This is a genomic window from Candidatus Xianfuyuplasma coldseepsis (assembly GCF_014023125.1).
Lineage (GTDB): Bacteria > Bacillota_I > Bacilli_A > Izemoplasmatales > Izemoplasmataceae > Xianfuyuplasma > Xianfuyuplasma coldseepsis.
Map to the genome: position 1 here is coordinate 1,638,661 of NZ_CP048914.1, position 16,879 is coordinate 1,655,539.

Annotated in this window: 8 protein-coding genes; 6 read left to right on the forward strand and 2 right to left on the reverse strand. The window is 38.6% G+C overall.

Annotation, left to right across the window (positions count from 1 at the left end; genetic code table 11):
* Positions 1-3: 3 nt before the first annotated feature.
* Both dxs and recN read left to right on the forward strand, forming a co-directional pair.
* The gene (dxs, locus tag G4Z02_RS08005) at positions 4-1,860 is read left to right on the forward strand and encodes a 1-deoxy-D-xylulose-5-phosphate synthase (protein ID WP_258877492.1); all 1,857 of its coding nucleotides are present in this window, start codon (positions 4-6) and stop codon (positions 1,858-1,860) included.
* Positions 1,861-1,870: 10 nt separating this feature from the next.
* Complete coding sequence (recN, locus tag G4Z02_RS08010) at positions 1,871-3,550, forward strand: DNA repair protein RecN (protein WP_258877493.1); 1,680 nt, start codon at positions 1,871-1,873, stop codon at positions 3,548-3,550.
* Between the two features lie 30 nt (positions 3,551-3,580).
* On the opposite strand, the gene G4Z02_RS08015 is transcribed toward recN, so the two are convergent.
* Positions 3,581-3,760, reverse strand: a complete 180-nt coding sequence (locus G4Z02_RS08015; protein ID WP_258877494.1) for a hypothetical protein — start codon at positions 3,758-3,760, stop codon at positions 3,581-3,583.
* A gap of 81 nt (positions 3,761-3,841) precedes the next feature.
* On the opposite strand from G4Z02_RS08015, the gene G4Z02_RS08020 reads away from it, so the two are divergent.
* Positions 3,842-5,017: a DNA polymerase IV gene (locus G4Z02_RS08020; protein WP_258877495.1), complete on the forward strand. Its 1,176-nt coding sequence runs from the start codon at positions 3,842-3,844 to the stop codon at positions 5,015-5,017.
* A gap of 144 nt (positions 5,018-5,161) precedes the next feature.
* A complete protein-coding gene (locus tag G4Z02_RS08025) occupies positions 5,162-13,558 on the forward strand; it encodes a hypothetical protein (protein WP_258877496.1) in 8,397 nt (2,798 codons plus the stop codon).
* Between the two features lie 14 nt (positions 13,559-13,572).
* Here G4Z02_RS08025 and G4Z02_RS08030 read toward each other — a convergent pair whose 3' ends face one another.
* Positions 13,573-14,514: a 4-hydroxy-3-methylbut-2-enyl diphosphate reductase gene (locus G4Z02_RS08030; protein WP_258877497.1), complete on the reverse strand. Its 942-nt coding sequence runs from the start codon at positions 14,512-14,514 to the stop codon at positions 13,573-13,575.
* An 88-nt stretch (positions 14,515-14,602) separates the two neighbouring features.
* Here G4Z02_RS08030 and G4Z02_RS08035 point away from each other — a divergent pair, with 88 nt between their 5' ends.
* Positions 14,603-15,895 carry a DEAD/DEAH box helicase gene (locus G4Z02_RS08035; RefSeq protein WP_258877498.1) on the forward strand — a complete coding sequence of 431 codons (1,293 nt, stop codon included), beginning with the start codon at positions 14,603-14,605 and terminating at the stop codon, positions 15,893-15,895.
* A complete protein-coding gene (locus tag G4Z02_RS08040) occupies positions 15,895-16,806 on the forward strand; it encodes a deoxyribonuclease IV (protein WP_258877499.1) in 912 nt (303 codons plus the stop codon). The genes G4Z02_RS08035 and G4Z02_RS08040 overlap by 1 nt, the downstream gene beginning before the upstream one ends.
* The last annotated feature ends 73 nt before the right edge of the window (positions 16,807-16,879 follow it).

The following is a 16,879-nucleotide window of genomic DNA, read 5'->3' on the forward strand; positions in this document are numbered from 1 at the left end:
GGTATGGACCTTTATGCGATTAAAGATCCTTCATTCTTGAATGACTTAACGGTGAAAGAACTGGAAACTCTCAGCGAAGAGATCCGGTCTTTTCTGATTGAAACCATTGCCAAAACCGGCGGGCATTTCTCATCCAATTTAGGGGTCGTTGAATTAACCGTTGCACTGCATAAAGTGTTTGACAGCCCCAATGATAAATTAATCTTTGACGTCGGTCATCAAGCATATACACATAAAATTCTCACGGGACGGGCGAAGGATTTTTCTAGCTTGCGCCAATATCAAGGTTTGAGCGGATACTTAAAGCGCAGCGAAAGCATCCATGATATATACGAAGCAGGGCATTCATCGACTAGTATTGCCGCAGCCGCAGGTATCGAATTTGCCAAACAGTATGTTGGCAATTCCCACAAGGTTGTTACCATTATTGGGGATGGTGCACTAACGGGTGGGATGGCGTTTGAAGCCCTCAATTTCTTGGGAAACTATAGTGATCATCAACCGATTATTATCCTAAATGATAACGAGATGAGTATTAGTGAAAATATTGGGTATCTGTCCAGTATTTTGAATGATATTCGAAGTAAGTCCGTCTATCGTAAGGTGAAATCAAAAACAATGAAGTGGATTCCGAAATTCCTCCGTCGTTTAACGTCCAAAGTTGAGCGTGGAATTAAAGGATTCCTCTCAAATAATACACTCTTTGATGATTTAGGATTCAGTTATTATGGTCCAATAAATGGTCATAATATGAAAGAGTTATTGAAGTATTTAAACATCGCTAAACGATCGAATAAACCTTGTGTTATTCACGTGTTAACGGAAAAAGGAAAAGGATACAAATACTCGGAACAAGATCAGCTTGGATTATGGCATGGAGTAAGTCCTTTTGATGTAACAACAGGTGTGATCAACAAGTCGGTTGATACAACCATTAAATCCTGGAGTGAAATCATTGGTGATTACATGATTCACTATGCAAATATCCATGAAAAGTTTGCAATTGTTGTCCCAGCAATGATTGCCGGAAGTGGGTTAATTCCATTTAAAAATCAACACCCTGATCGGATATACGATGTTGGAATTGCAGAACAATTAGCCGTTACCATGAGTAGTGGACTAGCGATTAGTGGGGTGGATGTTTTTTGCCCGATATATTCCACGTTTATTCAACGAGCTTACGATCAAGTGAATCATGACGTTGCAAGGCAACATTTGAAAGTGGTCTTTGGATTGGACCGCGCTGGTATTGTAGGAGCCGATGGTGAAACCCATCAAGGCGTATTTGATATTCCTCTGTTGCGACCAATTCCCGGGATGTCCATTGCTCATCCACGAACCGTTGATGATGCCTATAAAGTCTTAAACTATGCATTTACTATTAATCAAGGACCGTTTGTCATCCGTTATGAGCGGGGGAAAATGGAAGTCCCCAACACGCAAGTTATCACCAATGAAGTTGCGTCGCTTGCTTGGGAGATTCTCAAGCAAGGTTCAGATGCTATATTCTTGTCATTCGGATCAATTCTCGATACTTTATTAGATCGATTGCAAACAGAAAACTTGTCAATTACAGTTGTCAATGCAACATTTATCAAGCCACTTGATGGCGATATGATTACCACCTTAATCCAACAAAATAAACCACTAATCATATATGAAGAATCGAGTATCCTAGGTGGTTTTGGCAGCAGTATACTGGAGTTTTGCAATCAACATCAATTGCCGACAACAAACATACATCTAATGGGAATTCCAGAACAATATGTTGCCCATGGAACAAAACAGGAATTACTACATGAGTTAAACTTGGATGTGGACAGTATTATAGAATTAGTGCACACACTCGTACAACCATAGGAGGAACGAGATGCTAACATACATCTCCGTACAAAATTTTGCCATCATCGAAAACATCGAAGTAACCTTTCATGAGGGCATGACAGCTGTTACCGGAGAAACCGGAGCAGGAAAAAGTCTACTGATTGATGCAATCGGTCTTTTGCTTGGTGACCGTGCCACCTCCAACATTGTTCGAACCGGTTCGGATAAAGCTGTAGTAGAGGGGATTTTTCAAACAGACAATCCCGATATTGCGAGATTGCTCCAATCACTAGATATTGATCAAGAACAGCATGAGTTGATTATTCGGCGTCAAATCACACCCAATAATAACAATATAATCAAAATCAATAATACGGTCGTCACACTTAAAGATTTGCGCGAAATCACGAGTAAGCTTGCGGATATCCATACGCAACAGGATACGCATCGTTTAATCCAACAAGATACGTATCTCGATATTATTGATGGTTTTGAACGTCACCAAACCGATCAATTACTGGAAACCTATCATCGTCATCTGGCAACCTATAAAAAAGAACGTTCTGAATTGCGACGATTGCAACAGGCGAATGATTCTTTATACGAGCGACTAGATTTACTCAAGTACCAGCAAAAAGAACTGACATCCTATAACTTGGAAGACGACGAAGAAGAAACGCTTCAAGAAGCCGTCGAAAAAATGGAAAACTACGATCGGATATATCAGGTGTTGCAGTCGATAAAACAACGAATCGAAGGTGTTGATGCTCTAGGTGCCATTTATCAAGCGAGTAAAGAACTGGGATCGATTTCCAGTCTGTCATCTACCTATGAGACACTCCATAAGCGATTCGAGAATGAATACTACGAATTGGATGATGTCTTTGAAACCTTATTACAAGAAATCGACCAATTGGATTTTAGTCCAGCCTTAATGGATCAATATCAAGATCGATTGAATGAACTAGACGGATTAAAACGAAAATATCGCAAATCCATTCCTGAATTGATACGGTATTTAGAGACAATAACCAATGACATTGATAACATCGATCACTATGATGATGTGGTTCGTGAACAAGAGCAAAAAGTCAAAGAAGCGTTTGAAACCGCTGTACAAACTGGAACAAATATCACTTCCTTGAGACAACAAACATCACACTATATAGAGAGTGAGTTGCTTCGAATTTTGACGGATTTAGAATTACCGAAAACGCATTTTGAAATAGCCTTTACCATTCGTGAACCACGGGATTTTACCGATCAAACATTCTTTTTGGACAATGGGATTGACGAAGTTGATTTTCTATTGACCACAAACGTAGGTGAACCCCTTAAACCACTTAGTAAAAGCGCGAGTGGTGGCGAGATGAGTCGCATTATGCTCGGGTTTAAAAACCTCCTCGCAAACAGTCTTGGATTAAGTTTGATGATCTTTGATGAAATCGATACAGGGGTCAGTGGATACATCGCGTTCCAAGTGGCTAAGAAAATGAAAGAAATAGCTAAAAATACCCAAGTAATATGTATTACACATATCCCTCAAGTCGCAGCGATTAGTGAACATCACATACACATATCAAAATCTGTTAAAGAAGGACGTACTAGGGCGCATGTGACGGCGCTTGACGGGGAACAACGAATTGAGGAAATCGCTGGAATGATTAGTGGTGACCACATTACGGATGCTGCCATCATATCAGCAACTGAATTGTTAGCAAAATAAAAAAGCCTACACTGTAGGCTTTCACATTTTTTATGCATTCCAAGCTTGGAATAGTACAAGAACAGTTCCTGCAACAATCGATAATACAAAACCGAGTGCTAGAATAAGGATGATGGCCTTACCCCATTTACTTTTTGTAATATTTGCTGTTTTCTTTTTCACTTCAACTTCTTGTTTTGGTTTCTTCGCACGTTTACGGCTGGTTGGCACTTTATTTCACCTCTTTACTGTAGATGTTCGTAATGTCGTTACCTATTATATTATAAAATTCCGTAAAAAGGAAGGTGTTTTATGGAAAAAAAGTATCGAGTCATCTTTCACATTGATTTAAACGCTTTTTTTGCCAGCTGCGAAATGGCAGAAGACCCGACATTACGAGATAAGGCAATTGGTATTGGTGGGTCGTCGAATCGCGGTGTTTTGACAACGGCGAATTATGTTGCCCGGAAATATGGAGTGTCCAGTGCAATGAGTGTTATGGAGGCAAAGCGCCTATGTCCGGAGTTGATTATTTTACCAGTTAACTTTGATTTATATCATACGTACAGTGAAAAATTCTTTTCCGTGTTAAGCGAATATTCAGATACGATTGAGAAGGGAAGTATTGATGAAGGGTATTTGGATATGACAGCACTGAGTGAAACGATGCATCCACTGGATATTGCTAATGAAATACAACAGCGATTACTCAAAGAACATAATCTACCTGTTTCAATCGGAATTGCGCCCAATATGTTTTTAGCAAAAATGGCTAGTGATATGAAAAAACCACTAGGAATAACCATTTTACGCAAACGGGATGTATCGGAAAAAATGTGGCCGCTTCCAATTGAGAAGATGTTTGGGATTGGCAAAAAGACGTATCCCAATTTGAAACTACTGGGCATACGTACCATCGGTGACTTAGCGCAATATGACGATGCCTATAAACTAGGATTAGTACTGGGAAATCGTGTAGACGAATTTCAACAAAAAGCGTTTGGTCATGACGATCGAACCATTGAACCAGATCGTTATGTTGATATGAAGAGTATTGGAAATAGCCAAACATATGCTCAAGATTTGTATGAGTATCAAGATATTATTGGTAAACTTACCGATCTTACACGTAAGGTTGTACAACGATTGCAAGCGGATGAAAGTGTCGCCAAGACCATCACGATTCAAGTGCGTTATAATGACTTCACCCAAATCAATCGCAGCTTGACACGGGAGCATCATACCGATAGTTTCTACGAGATCTTAGCAATTGTCGAGCGATTGTACGATGAAAATCAGTCCGATAAACCGATTCGATTACTGGGAGTCAGTGTTTCAAATCTAATTGATTCAGAACATTTTTTCCGACAGTTAAATATTTTTCAAATGACGGATATCACCAAAAAAGATGAAGCTGTTATCCGCGTTCTTGACGATATCAATGAAGCATATGGTCAAAAAATAATAAAAAAAGGAGCTAAAAAGTAGGCTCTTTTTTTTTAAGACGTGCAGTTTTCATTGATATATGGTCATTTTTATGGTACAATAATGAATTAGAAAAAAGGATACATTTTTTGAGGTATAAATTTGGTTCTTATTATAAATAAGAAACGACAACATGGAGGAATGGATATGCGAAAATTTTTAATAATTATCACGGCATTGGTCATGAGTCTGATTTTAACAGCTTGTAATGATGATGGTGAAGTTATTGCACCGACTTTTGTTTCTGTACGAGTTGACAATATTGAACCGGTTACCGGTGGTGAGTTTTATACATACTATCGTGGTAAAGGTGATACGGTCACTGTTGAGGTTGCCCTCACCAATCCCAGTAATTTAAAAATAAAATCTGTGGTAATTAATGGGTATACTCATTTTTCCACGAAGTTTGATCCTACATCTACGAACACCTTGATTACCTTTGATTTGGATGTCGGAACAACATTGGAAGAAACCATTTACTCCGTTGATCGAATCAACTATTTAGATGGTGAAAACAATCAATACGTGACCATTACCAACAATAATGAGTTCCGTGTTTATGTCTATAAAGATTTACCAAGCATATCACGGGAAAACTTTAGTACTACAATCGAATCCATTTCTGTTGATTTCAACATTGAAGATGAAGATAGTGTCATCTTACCCGATACACTAATCGCATATCTGTATTCCGGAGAAACGCTAATTGACTCAGAAAGTATTGAAAGTGGGTTAATTACAGTAACCTTTACCGGTTTGCTGGCGCATCGCGATTATGAGATTAAAATCATCGGATCCTATGATCTTGATGATGGTAATGACGTGCAAAGCAATATACCTTTATATAGTGAAACATACTCAACATTGCGCAAAGGACTGCCTAGTGCAAGTATCGAAAATGTTGAAACATCCAGTAATTCCGTCACATTCGATGTGAACTTTAACGATGAAGATAATGTTGTCACACCTGGTGGACTCGTTGTAGGTATCTATAACGATGATATTTTGGTGGATTCCATAAATCTCACTGGTACAACGACAGAATTGACTTTTGAGGACTTACTAAATGATAAAAGTTATGATATTGAAGTACGCGCTGATTACGACTTAAATGATGGAATTGGGGTGCAAGAAGATAATACTCTTGCGATTCATACCTTTTCGACTTTACCACGTCAGGTACCAACACCGGCGATTTTGAACATGGATTTGCAGGAAAATAGTATTGAGTTTGATGTCTTCATCAATGATCCATTTGACGTGATTGATGAAACCACTTTATACGCTGAAATTTATATTGAAGGCGAATATGTTGATACAGCGGTTATCGAGCAATACCATGTTGATTTCCAAGTAAGCAACCTCTTCAGTAATAAAGACTTCACGATTAAAATCCTAGGAGACTATGACTTAAATAACGGACTCGGGATTCAAGAAGATCAAGTTCTTTTGTCCAACACGTACAACACATTAGAAAATGCGATTCCGTCGATTAATATAGTAGGAATCCTTGTCGAACAAGGGTACGTTACTATCGATCTTCAGGTACTCGATGCCAATGAGACATTGATGGGAAGCATTGAAGCATTTTTATATGAAGGGGATACCGTTGTTCAAACGGTAGAGTTTGATAAAACAGCAACTCAAATCATATTTGATTACCCAACCACTTCAGAAACAAATTACTACATCGAGTTTGTCGCGGATTATAATTTACGCGATGAAACAGGAGCGAAGTTTGATCAAGTCTTACGACGGATCGTGTCCTATACCGCAGAAGACAAAGCGCCAATTGCTGAAATCCACAATGTCGTAGCAACAACATCAACGATTGATTTCGATGTGGTTATCATCGATGCGGATGGAACGAGTATACCAGGTGAAACCTATGCATATCTATACTTAGGATCCACAGAGATTACCAGCGTCCTGGTTAGCGAGGGACATAACTCGATTGAAGTAGATGGCCTGTTATCCAATAATCAATATACGATTGAAGTAATCGGTGATTACAACTTGGATGACGGTAGTGGGGTCTTAGAAGATATGATGTTGATCGCACTCGATGTAATGACGTTGAGCAAAGACTTGCCAACGTACGATTTACTCGATTCAGAGCAAGATCAAAATAGCATTACCATCGATGTCGATATTATCGATGACTTTGGTGTTGTTGAACCAGGAAGTATCATTGCGGAATTACTCTATGAAGGTACATCCATTGCAACCCAACCACTTGTCATTGGTGAAAATTTCAATATTGAGTTCGTTGGATTATTATCCGATAACAACTATACAATACGCCTCTATGCCGATTATGATTTGAATGATGGTAATGGCGTAATAAGTAATTATATGATTGACGAAATAACGATAAAAACCGATCGCAATGATGAACCTAGTGCATCAATCATTTCGCAACAAGCAAATCAAGAGACTATTACTCTTGGCATTGAAGTTTACGACGTACATAGCGTGATTACGGGGAATCTCCGCGCCATCTTGTTAGAAGTGGATAGTGGAACGGGAGACCTTATTCCAACGGGTGATGAAATAACTCTAAATGTTGGAATTAACAACAATGTTACATTTGACACGGTATATGCGGAAACAAGATACTACATCAACATTGTTGCCGATTATGACCTCAATGATGGTGAAGCAGCTGTTACCGATGCATTGTTGGAACAAATCTCGTTAACAACAACGGGATACAACCGTGTATTTGGTAGTATTTCCAATGTGATAGTAACAAGTAATTCGATTACATTTGATACGTTTGTAAATGATGATAGTTCAATTATTACAGGAAACTTACAAGCGGTATTGTATAAAGATGACGTGGCAACGGGAGACGTTGTTCCGGTCGTTCTAGGAGCACAAGAAGGTGTTGCATTCCTAGGTGTTGATTCGGCGACGGATTATACGATCAAACTCGAAGCGGACTATGATTTAAATCTTGAAACATCGCCAGAACTCGCCGTTGTTCTTGATGAAGTTGATGTTCGTACCGATGATTTAGCCGCACCGACAGTAGGCTTTGGCAACTTAATTACGGATTATACGTCGTTTATCGTTGATATTGAAGTGCGTGATAATGATGGTACAATTACCGATAACTTAATTGCAGAACTGTATGAAGATGGGTTAAAAATTGCTGAACAACCTCTTACAGTAGGTCAAAATCTCGCGGTTGCATTTGATACCTTATATTCCGATTACGATTATACTGTTCGCGTCTTTGCCGATTATAATCGAAACGATGAACTCGGGGAACAGTTGCATCAAGAAATTGGTACATTTGAACTTCATACCGATACCAAACCATTACCAGAATATGTACTAAGTAATTTATCATTAACGAAAACAGAAATCACCTTCAACATTACCTTTGATGATGTCGAAGATGTCATGATTGATGGAACGTTATATGTTGGATTATATGTTGGCGATAGTCTTATCGATGAAATTCAATATGATAGTGACACTGTGTCTTTCGATATTGCCAATTTCATTGCCGACTTTGATTTTGAAATCCGCTTCACAGGTGATTATAACTTAGGTGATAATCAAGGTGATGTACTGGATGGAACAATTGCATCCTTAACCTTTACAACCTTGACAAATGCTGTACCTGAAGCAAGTATCACAGGCGCAGTTGCAACACAAACAACGGTTGAAGCTACCGTTAATGTAACCGATGTTGACAACACTATCGTAGCCGGATTAGAAGCACGATTAATCGATAATACTGGTGCTGAAGTTGCACCGGCGATCCCATTAGTCGTTGGTAGCAATGCGATAAGCTTTGATTTCACAACAATGTATCAAGAACTCTATCGCGTGGTGATCGTTGCCGATTACAACCTTCGTGATGCAACCGCAACACAAGATGATGCTATCTTAGCTGAAACTGTTGTATCAATCTATAATAAACTAATACCTGAAGCTATCATTAGTGATATCAATTTGGATCAAACATCCATCACATTTGATGCGATGGTATATGACAATGATGCTACCATTATTGCTGCATCAACCTTTGTTCAACTCTACTTGGATGGTACATACATTGATCAATTACCACTCGATATTAATCTTCTTAATGATGATTTATCCTTCCCGGGATTGAGATCTAATCGTGATTACGAATTACGAGTAATCACAGATTATGACAGTAGTGATGGGGTAGGAACCTACGCTAATCAAACGTTGGTAAGCACTGTAGTAACAACGAACGCACAAGCAGCACCAACAACTAGTGTATTAGAAGATTCGATCACGGAAGATAGTATTATCGTTGATGTTGTCATCACCGATACAGATGCCGTCAGTAGTGAACGCCGTGTCGTCTTATATGACCAATTTGGTACTGTAGTAGAAACAATCTTAGTCTCTATCGGAACAAATGATAATGTAACCTTTAATACTGGATTATATGCGAATGAAAGTTATACCGTGAAAGTCTTTATCGACTATGATTTAAATACGGGTCTTTCAACAGTGATCAATGAAGAACTTGCAAGTTCAACGTTCACTACCGACGCTTTAGAAGCACCAAGTGCGAGCTTTAATATTGATGGATTTGATGCGGATAGTATTGATTTTACTGTAATCGTTGAAGATGACTATAGTGTAACAAATAACCTTAAAGCAGTATTATACTTGAATGGTTCTGAAGTGGATTCGATTCCGTTGAATGTCGGGGAACAAAGTGAAACCTTTAGTGGACTAGCGTCAAGTAGTGAGTACCTCATTCAAATTGAAACCGATTATGACCTACAAGAACGTAGTGGTGAAGTGTTTGGAGAAGTTATAGTATTTACCTACCAAACAACGAGAGCAGTACTGATACCAGTGGTAAATATCGGTAGTATCGCAACAGACTTTGATGCTTTTGATGTAGGTATTACGGTCGTTGATGATGATGGCGCGATAACCGGCAACTTAAAAGCGGTATTATATAAAGATGGTATAGCTACTGTCCAAGAAGAAGTTTTAGTTGTTGGAGAAAACACCGTCACCTTTGACACATTACTCGCAAATAACGAGTATGAAGTAAAAGTCTTCGCTGACTACGATTTAGAAGATGGTGCTGGTGAACAAACCGATGTTGAGTTTGATAGTCAACTCGTTACCACCGCTGCCAAAGAAACTCCAAGTATTCAAACCAGCAATGTCTCAATCACCTACGATCAAGTAAGCTTTGACGTCCGTGTCTTAGACAATAATGGTGTCTATACAAACAACACCTTAATCGCATCATTATATGATGGTGTAACGTTGATCGCATCCCAAGAATTATTAACCGATCAAGTTCTATTCGATCTCAGTGGTTTCATCGCTGATTACCCATTCGAGATTCGTATTACTGGAGATTATAATTTAGATGACGGTAATGGATTAATTGATGATGGTGTCTTAGCAAGTATTGAACTACGTACTCTAGCCTATGACGCACCAAGTATCAGCATTGGCGATATCACACCGCATCAAAACAGTGTCGACACTACCATCGTTGTCACGGATAATGATGACACTAGCGTTGTCGCAACCATCATTGCTACATTGTATGATGAAACTGAAACCCCGATGGATTCCGTCGTTCTATCCGTAGGTAGCAACGATGTCTCCTTCAGTCATACAGTTACTCAAGATCAATTCTATAGTATAGTCGTCACGGCTGACTATGATTTATTGGATGGTACCGGGGTACAAGATGATGCCATCTTAGGAGAAGCGGTCTTGATTTCATACAACTTACTCGCACCAGAAGCCGTGATTGAAAACATCGTCGTCGATGAAACAAGCATTACCTTCGATGCGACAATATATGATAATAATTCTGTCACAACCGGAAATTTATATGCCCAGTTATATCTTGATGGTGTATATGAAGCACAAACAATTATTAACGTTGGTGCAAATCCAGGAGAAAACTTCACTGGTTTATTATCTGGAACTGAATACGAAATTCGTATAGTCACAGATTATAATAATGGTGATGGAAATGGTGTCTATAGCAGTGTTATGGCAATATCAGAAACTGCTACTACAGATTCGTATGCAGTACCAACTGCATCATTTGATTTAGATACTCTGAATAACGATACTATTATTGTTGATGTGACTGTTACAGATTTTGATAGTGTCACAACATCACGTGATGCGGTACTTTACAATGAAGCCGGTGTTGAAGTTGATCGCATTGGATTGAATATTGGATTTAATAGTAATGTAGAGTTTACTGGATTGTTTACAAATGAAACCTACATATTGCAGGTTGAAGTTGATTATGACCTGAATGATGGTGAACCAATATCTGAAGATGTTGGAATACTGACCGAAACAATTGTTGATAGAACATTCCAAACCAGTAGTTTGAATGTGCCTACAAGCACAATTGTAACAGAGACAGCAGCTAGTACGACAATCACGCTTGAACTTGAAAGTGTGGATACACATAGCACATTGGATGGTTCTATTGAAGCAGTGCTTTATCAAAACAATATTGAAGTAACAAGACAAAATGTTGCATTAGGAACCACAATAATTACATTTACCGGATTGGATTCTGATACCGAATATTATATCGAAATCATCGGTGATTATGATCTTGGTGAAGTTAGTGGAGCTATAACAGATGAAATACTAGACTTTAGTTATGTAGTCACATTAGAAAAAGTAGTGCCACAAATTACCTTGAATAGCACAACTGTATCTGAAGATGAAGTAGTTATCGAATATACTATCGATGATGTAGATGGTGTGATGACACCTGGTACGGTGAAAGCATTATTAGTAGTGAATGATAGTGTAGTGGCAACACAGGCTGTATCAATCAACACCATTAGCTTTGACTTGTCTGGCTTCTTAGCGAACTTCCCATTTGAAATTCGTTTTACAGCAGATTACGATTTGGATGATGGTGCCGGATTACAAGATGATGGACTCATCGCAACCTTTAGCTTATCAACACTTGCATATGAGGTGCCTAGCGCAGCGATAAGTGGAACCACTGTCTTACCAACAACACTTGATATGACCGTAGAAATTACCGATGATGATAATACAACCATTGGTAATATTGAAGCAATCCTCTACGATAGTAGTGGTGCAGTGCTTGATACTGTAGTATTGAATGTTGGAACAAATAATATTTCATTTGACTATATCATCATCGAACAAACTTCTTATCGTGTTGAAATTCAGGCAGATTACAATCAATTAGATGGTGTCGGTGACTTGACTGATCAAGTACTTGCAGAACAAGTTGTATACATCCAAGATAAACCAGAAGTTGCACCAACAGCAACCATTGATGCTATTACTCCTGCAAATACAACACTTGATGTGGATATTACTGTAATCGATAATGACAATGTCAATACGAATTTATCTGCTGTACTATATCTAAACAGCGTAGAAGTAGATAGCATTGCTCTAGTAATTGGTGTGAATAACATCCAGTTTTCAACCTTGCTAGCTGGAACTGAATATGAAATCAAAGTATTTGCAGATTACGAGTTGGATGATGGTAATGGACCTGTAGCGGATGTGGAATTAGTCTCACAAACACAATCGACAGATGTTCTGGTCACTATTGATAATATTACCAACGATCTTGTCAGTAACAAGGGTCATCACTTAGTTGATATTACGATTGATGATGCATCAAGCATCCTGACAACGTCTATCATGACAGCTACTCTTTACGAAGGTCTCACTACAAAAGCGACATATATCATTACCAGTGATACAACTACTACCATTGAAATGACGAATCTATTGACAAATTATGATTATCGTTTGGTTATCAGCGCATCATATGATGTGGGTGCTGGAACAGAAACAGAAGCTGTTTATGAATATGAATTTACAACAGATGTTCCGGCTACACCTTCAGCCGTTATTAATAGCCTAACTGAGGGGGATACAACAATTGACTTTGACATCGATGTTACAGATGATGATACTGTCATCACTGGCAACTTGCAAGCAGTTCTGTATAAAGATGGTATTGCTACTGGTGATACGATTGCATTAATTGTAGGAAATAATACTGATCAATTTAGCGGTCTCCTAAGTGGAGTAGAGTATGAAGTGCGTGTCGAAACCGATTATAACTTACTGGATGGAAATGGTGTTCAAGCAGCAGAAATGCTTGCAACGGATACATCTACAACAACAGCACAAGTTGCTCCAACTGTCTCAATCGAGAACTTTGTTAATTGGGAAAATGTTGCAGACAACTTAGAAGTTGATATCACTATCGGTTCAGATACAGACACGGTGGCAACGGATACATCTTGGACAGCGTATCTGTATGTTAATGGTGTATACGTCGACGAAGTTGACATGTATGTATCAAATGCAAACAGTAATCCTGAAGGAGGTACCCGTACAATTACATTTAGTAATTATACAATTATCGGCGGTGAATCTTACACAATCATAGTCACTGCATCTATTGATCTGAATGACGGAGATGGAGCGTCAGAAACTGCTTTAGATAGTGCCTCAGGTATTGATGCTGGTAACTAAAAAATAAAAGCACTCTAGCGAGTGCTTTTTCTTTCGAGTAATGTCTCTGTGCGTAAGCTACTGATGTTCTGATGTGTTGAGGTATCAGAAGGATCAAATTGTTGTAAAAAGGCGATGACTTCATTGGTTACTTGTGTTGGTGTTGATGCACCACTCGTAACGCCTACAACCTTGTATTGAGCGAGTTCTTTAATATTGATGTCTTCCACCGATTGAATGAGTGTCGAGGGGATATCCGCCTCCTCGATGGATACTTGTTGTAAATGGCGGGAGTTGTTGGACATCGAATCACCAACCACATAAATGTGATCGATATCCTGTGAAGCATTACGAACGGCTTCTTGACGAATGCGAGTTGCATTGCAAATCTCATCGACAAAGTAGATATCGGGATAGAGTGCTTGTGCCTCCTCAGCAAGTTGATAGATGTCGTATAAACTCATTGTGGTTTGATTGGTGAGAGCGACTTTGCTTTTTGTGATACGTAGCGATTTGATTTCTTCTATTGTTTCCACCACGTGAACATACGGACTAATTCCTTTGGCTCCATCACTTTCTGGATGATTGTGTTTGCCGATATATATGATTTCGTAATCATCGTCAATCAACTCTTGAACGACGGTGTGCGATTTTACGACATCACGACATGTTGTATCGATGATTTCCAATCCTTTTTCTTCCGCTTTTTTGTATACTTGGGGACTGACACCGTGCGCAGTAAAGACGACAATGCCTTCATCGATTTCATCCAATAGTTCCAATCGCGTTTTGGATGGATCATGCAAAGTTTTAATGCCTTTGGCTTTGAAATAATCGACTACTTGTTTGTTGTGAACCACCCAACCGAGAATCGTTATTGGTTTTTTTGTTGACAATTCAGTCAATTTTGTTATAGTATTTATTGCATTCACAACACCATGACAATAGCCACGTGGTGTGATTTTTATTGTTTGCATAGAATCACCTAAATCCATTATACAAGATAGTCATAATATTTGGAAATGATATAATTATGTAGTATAATTTGTACGGGAGGAATACACAATGAACATACAAAAACCATACATTAAGAAAGCGGTAGAAGAACTGGGATTTAAAGCGTTTACTGAGGTCCAAAACAAAGTGATACCTGTTGCGATAAAAGGAGAGGATATCATTGGTTGTAGTCAGACTGGTAGTGGTAAAACGCATGCTTTTTTGATACCGATTTTTGAAAATCTTGATGTGTCCTCTGATGACGTAGAAGTCGTAATTACATCTCCCACAAGAGAACTCGCTAATCAAATCTATACGTTTGCCAAACAAATCGCCAATCACAGTGAGACGTTAATTGATATCCGTCGATATACCGGTGGGAGTAACCGTCAAAAAGAGTTAGAACGACTCGAAAAATCACAACCACAGATTGTTATTGGAACACCGGGAAAACTACGCGATTTAGCGATTAAAGAGAACAAGTTGAAGATTTATTCCGCTAAGACATTTGTTGTTGACGAAGCCGATATGGCGATGGATAGTGGATTCTTAGAAGACATTGATCAAATTGCTAGTGTAATGAAAGAGGATTTGCAAATGATGGTGTTCAGTGCAACAATACCAGAAAAACTAAAACCCTTTTTACGCAAATATATGACGAATCCATTTGAAGTATACGTCAAACCCCAAGAACTATCTAGTCTGAATATTGAACATGTGTTTGTTCCGTTAAAATCGAAACAACGGAAAACCATGATCGATAAATTGTTACAAGTTCTAAATCCTTATGTTGCAATTATTTTCTGTAACACCAAAGAGACCGTCGAAGAACTCGGTAGTCACATCATTAGTCAAGGATATAACGCTGCAAAACTACATGGGGGCATTCCCGCAAGAGAACGAAACCGGATTATGAAAATGGCTAATAATGGTGATTTTCAATACATCATTGCCAGTGATATTGCTTCCCGTGGAATTGATATTGATGGTGTCAGTCACGTAATCAATTACGAGCTTCCACGAGATATGGAATTCTATGTTCATCGTACGGGACGTACCGGGCGAGCCAGTTATGATGGGTTAGCCATTAGTTTTTATGGACCAAATGATGACGCGTATGTCGATTTCCTTGAACAAAAAGGAATTGACATCGCCTATAAAGATATCAAAGACGGTGAACTTGTCCACCGACGGGAACGAAAAGAACGAGATAAACGCGAACGAGTTACTGCTGGGTTTGATAAACACACACTCAATGTGAAAAAGAACAATAAAAAAGTCAAACCAGGATACAAAAAGAAATATCATAAAAAAGTACAAGAAGCGAAGAAACGCGTGCTTCGAAAAAAACGGAGGTCGTAATGTTAAAAATCGGTAGTCATGTATCGATGAATGGGAACGACATGTTAGTTGGTGCTGTACAGGAAGCTTTGTCATATAACGCAAACAGCTTCATGATTTATACAGGAGCACCACAAAACACACGTCGTAAACCGATGTCATCGATGAAAATAGAAGAAGCAAAAGCATTAATGAATCAAGCAGGTATCCCATTTGAAAACATCATTGTTCATGCACCTTACATCATGAACCTTGCCAATGGGGATCCAACCAAACGGCAATTTGCTGTGGATTTTTTAACAAGTGAAATTGAGCGAACTGCTGCTATAGGAGCGAAGCAAATTGTCCTTCATCCTGGGGCACATGTGAAACAAGGTGTTGAGATTGGAATCCAATATATTATTGAGGGATTAAACAAAGTTATTGAAAACACCAAGGACTTGGATGTTAAAATTGCACTCGAAACGATGGCGGGAAAAGGGACGGAAGTCGGTCGTCGATTTGAGGAGCTACAAGCGATTATCGATGGGGTTGAACACGATGAACGTCTTAGTGTATGTTTTGATACATGTCATACGCATGATGCTGGATATGATACAAAGAATGATTTTGATGCAGTGATTGATGAGTTTGATCGTGTTATTGGTAAGGATCGGATTAGCGTATTCCATATTAACGATTCCAAAAATCCAAAAGGTGCAGGAAAAGACCGTCATGAAAACATTGGGTTTGGTTATCTTGGATTTGATGCATTGAACTACATCGTCAATCATCCAGATTTCACTTCAATTCCGAAAATCCTTGAAACACCATATGTTACACCAAGTGACGACAGTAAAGACAAGATTCATCCCCCATATAAATTTGAAATAGAAATGTTCCGCAATCAACTTTTCAATGATTCTATATTAGATGACATTCGAAGCAATTAATCTTGTATTAATTGCTTTTTTTATTGTATAATTAAGTATATTCAACTTTTACTAGAATTAAAAAATGTCTTTA

Coding starts and splice junctions, on each gene's coding strand:
- dxs (WP_258877492.1), top strand. CDS start 4: ATGGACCTTTATGCGATTAAAGATCCTTCATTCTTGAATGACTTAACG.
- recN (WP_258877493.1), top strand. CDS start 1,871: ATGCTAACATACATCTCCGTACAAAATTTTGCCATCATCGAAAACATC.
- G4Z02_RS08020 (WP_258877495.1), top strand. CDS start 3,842: ATGGAAAAAAAGTATCGAGTCATCTTTCACATTGATTTAAACGCTTTT.
- G4Z02_RS08025 (WP_258877496.1), top strand. CDS start 5,162: ATGCGAAAATTTTTAATAATTATCACGGCATTGGTCATGAGTCTGATT.
- G4Z02_RS08030 (WP_258877497.1), bottom strand. CDS start 14,514: ATGCAAACAATAAAAATCACACCACGTGGCTATTGTCATGGTGTTGTG.
- G4Z02_RS08035 (WP_258877498.1), top strand. CDS start 14,603: ATGAACATACAAAAACCATACATTAAGAAAGCGGTAGAAGAACTGGGA.
- G4Z02_RS08040 (WP_258877499.1), top strand. CDS start 15,895: ATGTTAAAAATCGGTAGTCATGTATCGATGAATGGGAACGACATGTTA.